The organism is Intestinibacter sp. (assembly GCF_051866655.1).
Lineage (GTDB): Bacteria > Bacillota > Clostridia > Peptostreptococcales > Peptostreptococcaceae > Intestinibacter.
In genome coordinates, this window is record NZ_JBJDXL010000161.1 from 1 (window position 1) to 5,529 (window position 5,529).

Sequence of the window (5,529 nt, forward strand, 5' to 3'; positions counted from 1 at the left end):
CCTAAAAAAATTAGACTACTTTATTTAAAGTAATCTAATTTTTATTCTAGAGATTTATTTTATTTTTAATTTAGGAATCTTATATAATTATATAACATAATCTTCAACTACACTAAGTTTACGATTTGGTTTTATTTTAGCTGGTATTCCAACTGCTGTGCTATTACTTGGCACATCTTGTAATACGACACTATTAGCACCTATTTTTACGTTATCGCCTATCTCTACTGGACCTAAAATTTTAGCACCAGAGCCTATAAATACATCATTTCCTATTGTAGGATGTCTTTTGAAAGTTTTTTCATTTCCTGTTGCCCCAATTGTTGCACCTTGGTAAATTGTAACTCTATCTCCTATTATAGCTGTTTCACCTATAACTACACCACTACCATGATCTATTAATATTCCCTCTCCTATTTGAGCTCCTGGATGTATCTCAATTTGAGTAAAGAATCTACCTAATTGAGATACAAGTCTTGCTAGGAAAAATCTCTTTTTAGTGTATAAAAAGTGGGATATTCTATAAAAAATCATCGCATGAATCGATGGATAAAGTAAAAATAATTCTACCTTGCTTCTTGCTGCTGGATCTGAATCCATTATATATTGTAAATCTTTTTTTATATAATTAAACATATTGTGTACGACCTTTCTTTTATAAATTTTTAAAATATTCCCATAGACATATACTTGTCTACACCGTCGGGAGCTACTGTTACTATTACTTCATCTGGATTTTCATCTGATAATTTCATTGCCCCAAATATATTTGCTCCAGATGAAATCCCAACTAATATTCCTAGTTTATTTGCCATTAATCTAACTGTTTCATAAGAATCCTCATCTGATACAGTTATAACTCTATCAACTATATCTTTATCGTATATTTTTGGTATAAAGTTTGCACCTATTCCTTGTATTTTATGAGGACCTGCTTGATTTTCTGTTATTAAAGGTGATGATTTAGGTTCTATACCTATAGCCTTTACATCTTTATTTTTTTCCTTTAAGAATTTTCCAGCTCCTACTATAGTTCCTCCAGAACCAATTCCTGCTACTATCATAGATACATTTGGTACTTCTTTAAGTATTTCTGGTCCTGTAGTTTCGTAGTGTGCTCTTGGATTATCCTCATTGTCGAACTGTCCTAGACAGACATAATTTGTATTTGATTCTAGTAGTTCATTTGCCTTTTCTATTGATCCTGCCATTCCCTTAGAACCTTCTGTAAGTATTAGCTCAGCACCAAAGGCTTTTACTAGCTGTCTTCTCTCGATACTCATTGTCTCTGGCATTATGATGATTACTCTGTATCCTTTTAGCTTTCCTGCCATCGCAAGACCGATACCTGTATTTCCACTTGTCGCCTCTACCAAAACACTGTCTTTGTTTAAGATACCTTTTTCTTCTGCTCCTTCTATCATGTATAGTGCTGCTCTATCTTTTATGCTTCCACCTGGATTTGCTTTTTCTAATTTAACAAATACATTTGGATAGCCAATTTTTCCTAAGTTTAAAATGGGTGTATTCCCTACTAAATCTAAAGCGTTGTAATATATCATTCTGTTCCCTCCCATTAATTTCCATTTATCAATTTGATAATTTAATTATATTATTATCATTTTGATATGTCAACAAAAATTTATCATTTTGATAAAAAAATTATCAAAATGATAGACTTAGCTATTTGCAAGAGGTTCAGAATTTTATTTTTCTAATTTTTTGAAATTTATAAAATTTAAAATATCATCTAGATTATCCTTCTTCGAGTTGACTATCTTTTTTCTAAAATCTAATGCAGAAGAATTTATTCTTCCACCTCCGTAAGTAACTTTCATCTTATCCATGAAACTTAATTTTTTATAGTCAAAATCGCCCAATAGCTCAAAGAATTTTATCCCTTTATATCTATATGTCGGCATAAAATTTAATTTAATAATTTCCTCTATATCATATAATCCAAGGTCTACATAAAACACAATTACATTTTTCTCCTTTATTTTTTCATAATTCTCCTTTATAAAATCTATCCCCTTTATATGACCATTTTCTATACACCCGCCAAATATTATATTTTCGTATTTTTTCAAATCTGAATTTCTTATATCAGACAATTCATACAAATCTGCATTTGTTTTTATAGCAAGCCAACCGGCATATTTTTTTGTAGTATTGTATTTCGTTTTATAAATGATCACTGTTTTGTTCATAATAAAACCTCCAATTATTTACTATTAATTAATAATTAGAGGTTTACTTTTACTTTCCTTTATTATTTTGTAGTTATACTTATCTTATACAAACATTTTGTCTCCCAATAGCACAAAGTTTTGTGGCATTAAAAATGCTTTTATATCTATTTTTTCATCTGACTCTAAAATAGCTTGTGCCTCTTCTTGTGATACTAAAATAGTCTTTATATCTTCATTTGCTTCTAAATATTTTTCGCTTATTTCACCATCACATGTGCAGAAAATTAGCGCAACTGATTCATCTGTCATTCCTGGTGAAAGATAAGTTTTACCCTTGCTGTATTTTTTATTTACTTCTAGTAAATTCAATCCAGTTTCTTCCTTTAGCTCTCTTCTAACAGTTTCTAATATATCTTCACCCTCATCTACAAGTCCTGCTGGCACTTCGTATATATAATTGTTTACAGGAACTCTGAATTGCTTTATAACTACTAGTTTTTTATACTCTACATGATATGCAATTATAGCCACTGCATCCACATTGTCTTCTTTTCCATTTAGATAGATATCTTGTATATTCTCTTTGCTCTTTCTAGTCACAACTGACCAGTGTTTATCTTGATTTAATTTATTTACATATTCTAAATCGTATAAACTTATAAATTTTCCCTCTACTATACTGTTTACTTTTTTTACTCTCTTTGACAAAACACTCACCCTTTCTATTTAAATTATTATATATCCTCTATCCTCAGTATTTTTTATATATTCATTTACAATATTAATATAATCTATTTCTTCTTTTTTTATTATTCTATCTGATTTACTTTCTTTTAAAATCATCGCTTTTATCTCTCGTTTTATTTTATCTACAGCCTCTCTACTTAGATTTTTTGTATCTAATATTTTTTCGTATTTTACTTCAAACATCCTTATATAATATATTTTATATTTAAATTCATCCATTTTCATCCAAAATACTATATTTCTCTTTAAATTTAGGAGATTTTTTTGTTTTCTTACTATAGAAGAAAATAAATCTATTTCTTCTTTTATAACAGCTGCCTTTTCAAAATTCAAATTTTCTATTTGAGAGTTCATCTCTTTTTTTAGCTGTCTTATTACAAAATTAGATTTACCATTTAAATCAGCCTCTATATTTTTTATAGTGCTGTATTTTAAAGTTTCATCTACCTTTCCTCTGCACGGTGCTATGCATTTTCCTAAATCATATCTCATACATTTAGTAGGTCTAGAGCATATAGGAAGCTTATAGACTTTTACTAAAATATCCTTTATAGCAGTCATCTTTCGCCCAAAGGAATAAGGACCGAAGTAAATCCCATCATCACCTATGTCATCTTTAACCTCTATTAAATTATGACTATTTTGATTCAAGCTCAAGTACTTGTATTTATCGTAGTTTTTCAATAGTGTATTGTACATCGGCTTTATCTGGTGTATATACCTACACTCTAGTAAAAGAGCATCGAATTCTGTATCTGTCCTTATTATATCTACATGTGATACATTTTTGATCATCCTCTTTATCTTTCTAGAATGACCTCCATTTTTGAAAAAATAGCTCTTGACGCGATTTTTCAAATTTTTAGATTTACCGACGTATATTACAAAATCGTCCTTATCCTTCATAAAATAAATCCCTGGACTATTTGGCAGCTCGTTTAACTCATCTAATTTATAAACCGATTTTTTCATTTTATAAGCTAGAATCTCCACTTTCTATATTTTTAGGCTTTGGATTTCTTTCAGCTACAAATGCAGCGATTAAGATTACAGCTCCTCCTATCAGCTGCCATACTGAAAAAGGCTCTTTTAATAAGAATATACTAAATAATATAGATGAAACTGGATCTAGATATCCCAATATAGCTATACTTTGAGCTTTTAAATCATTCATCGCAGAAAAATACAAGCAGTACGCAATTCCAGTATGAGCTATACCTAAAATCAAGATAAGTACTATAGATTTTGCTCCATCAAATGTTATTTGATTTCTAAGAATTACCCATGGAAGTAACACCATACTCGCCATAAAAAGCTGTATAAAAGTCTTTTTGTAATCGTCGACATTTTTTATAAATTTATTCAATATAACTACAGATGCATAAAGACATGCTGCTAAAAATGCGTTAAATACTCCTTTAGCTAAATCTATATTCGCTGAAGATGCTCCTTGAGTTTTTACTATTAAAACTAATCCTATCATGGCACATATTACAGCTACGACCTTTTTCAAAGTTAGCTTTTCCTTTAAAAAAATAGGAGAAACAAATATAACTATAACAGGTGCAAGATAGTATACAATTGTCGAATTTGCAACAGTCATATAGTTGTAGGAATTAAATAAAAACACCCAATTTAAGCCTATTGCCATACCTGATATTACAAGTACGATAATGCTTTTCTTATCCTGTTTTTCATTATTTTCCTCATCGTCAATTTCTAATTTTTTCTTTCCCTGCATTCTAGCTAGTAAAACTACACATAAAAAAGCACTACCTATAATACCTCTTAAAAATGCTATTTCAACAGAATCTAAAGAAATATTTTTTACAAATACTCCTATACTCCCCCAAAGTAGCATTGCAATCAATACCTTTATCGTCGCTTTATTCATAAAAATCCTCCCCTTTGTATAAAATAATTACAACCATTTATCAACTAATTCCTTTATATCACAATGTACATAATCTCTCACATCAGATCCCTTTACTGAATAAGAGGTTCCCTTTGCAAAAAATATAGAGTTTGAAGTGTACTCTTCATCTGAGTCCTTGTCATATCCGTATTTTTCTATAACCTCTTCTGTGTTGTGACACTCATCGTATCCAGCAAAATTAAATGAAATCCTACCTGTACCCCTTGTAAAAGAAATTAACTCCAATTGATAATCCATAAATGTAGCAACCGGTCCTCTTCCAGTTATCGTTGATTTTCCGTTTATGCTCTGTGGCACATCGAATGTACCGTTTAGCTTTTGGATATCTGACATCACTCTTCCCAAGTAATTGTCATCGACATCTATCTCGAAATTATAATAAGGCTCTAGAAGTATGTTTTCACTTTGTTCTATCCCCTGTCTTATAGCCCTATATGTACACTGTCTGAAATCTCCACCACAAGTATGTTTTAAATGTTCCCTTCCAGTTAGTAAAGTTATCTTCAGATCAGTCAGCTCAAATCCACATAATATTCCGTGATGTTTTCTCTCAAACACATGAGTTTTTACTAAATTTTGATGACCTATGCTCAAGTCGTCTATATGTGCTTTGCTTTCAAATACTATTCCTTCATCTCTAGTGTTTGGTTCTAT

At 30.2% G+C, this 5,529-nt stretch carries 6 protein-coding genes and 1 pseudogene; all 7 read right to left on the minus strand.

The window, feature by feature from the left end; all coding sequences use genetic code 11:
* Positions 1–87: 87 nt before the first annotated feature.
* Positions 88–636: a serine O-acetyltransferase EpsC gene (gene epsC, locus ACI3VO_RS04735; RefSeq protein ID WP_439756817.1), complete on the minus strand. Its 549-nt coding sequence runs from the start codon at positions 634–636 to the stop codon at positions 88–90.
* A 29-nt stretch (positions 637–665) separates the two neighbouring features.
* Complete coding sequence (cysK, locus tag ACI3VO_RS04740; protein ID WP_439756818.1) at positions 666–1,562, minus strand: cysteine synthase A; 897 nt, start codon at positions 1,560–1,562, stop codon at positions 666–668.
* A gap of 144 nt (positions 1,563–1,706) precedes the next feature.
* Complete coding sequence (locus tag ACI3VO_RS04745; protein ID WP_439756819.1) at positions 1,707–2,210, minus strand: flavodoxin domain-containing protein; 504 nt, start codon at positions 2,208–2,210, stop codon at positions 1,707–1,709.
* Between the two features lie 84 nt (positions 2,211–2,294).
* Positions 2,295–2,900: an NUDIX hydrolase gene (locus ACI3VO_RS04750; RefSeq protein ID WP_439756820.1), complete on the minus strand. Its 606-nt coding sequence runs from the start codon at positions 2,898–2,900 to the stop codon at positions 2,295–2,297.
* 18 nt (positions 2,901–2,918) lie between these two features.
* A complete protein-coding gene (locus tag ACI3VO_RS04755) occupies positions 2,919–3,911 on the minus strand; it encodes a GIY-YIG nuclease family protein (RefSeq protein WP_439756821.1) in 993 nt (330 codons plus the stop codon).
* Position 3,912: 1 nt separating this feature from the next.
* Entirely contained in the window at positions 3,913–4,833 is a 921-nt protein-coding gene (locus ACI3VO_RS04760) for a DMT family transporter (protein WP_439756822.1), read from the minus strand.
* Positions 4,834–4,860: 27 nt separating this feature from the next.
* Positions 4,861–5,529: pseudogene (locus tag ACI3VO_RS04765) on the minus strand (elongation factor G); the annotation flags it as partial.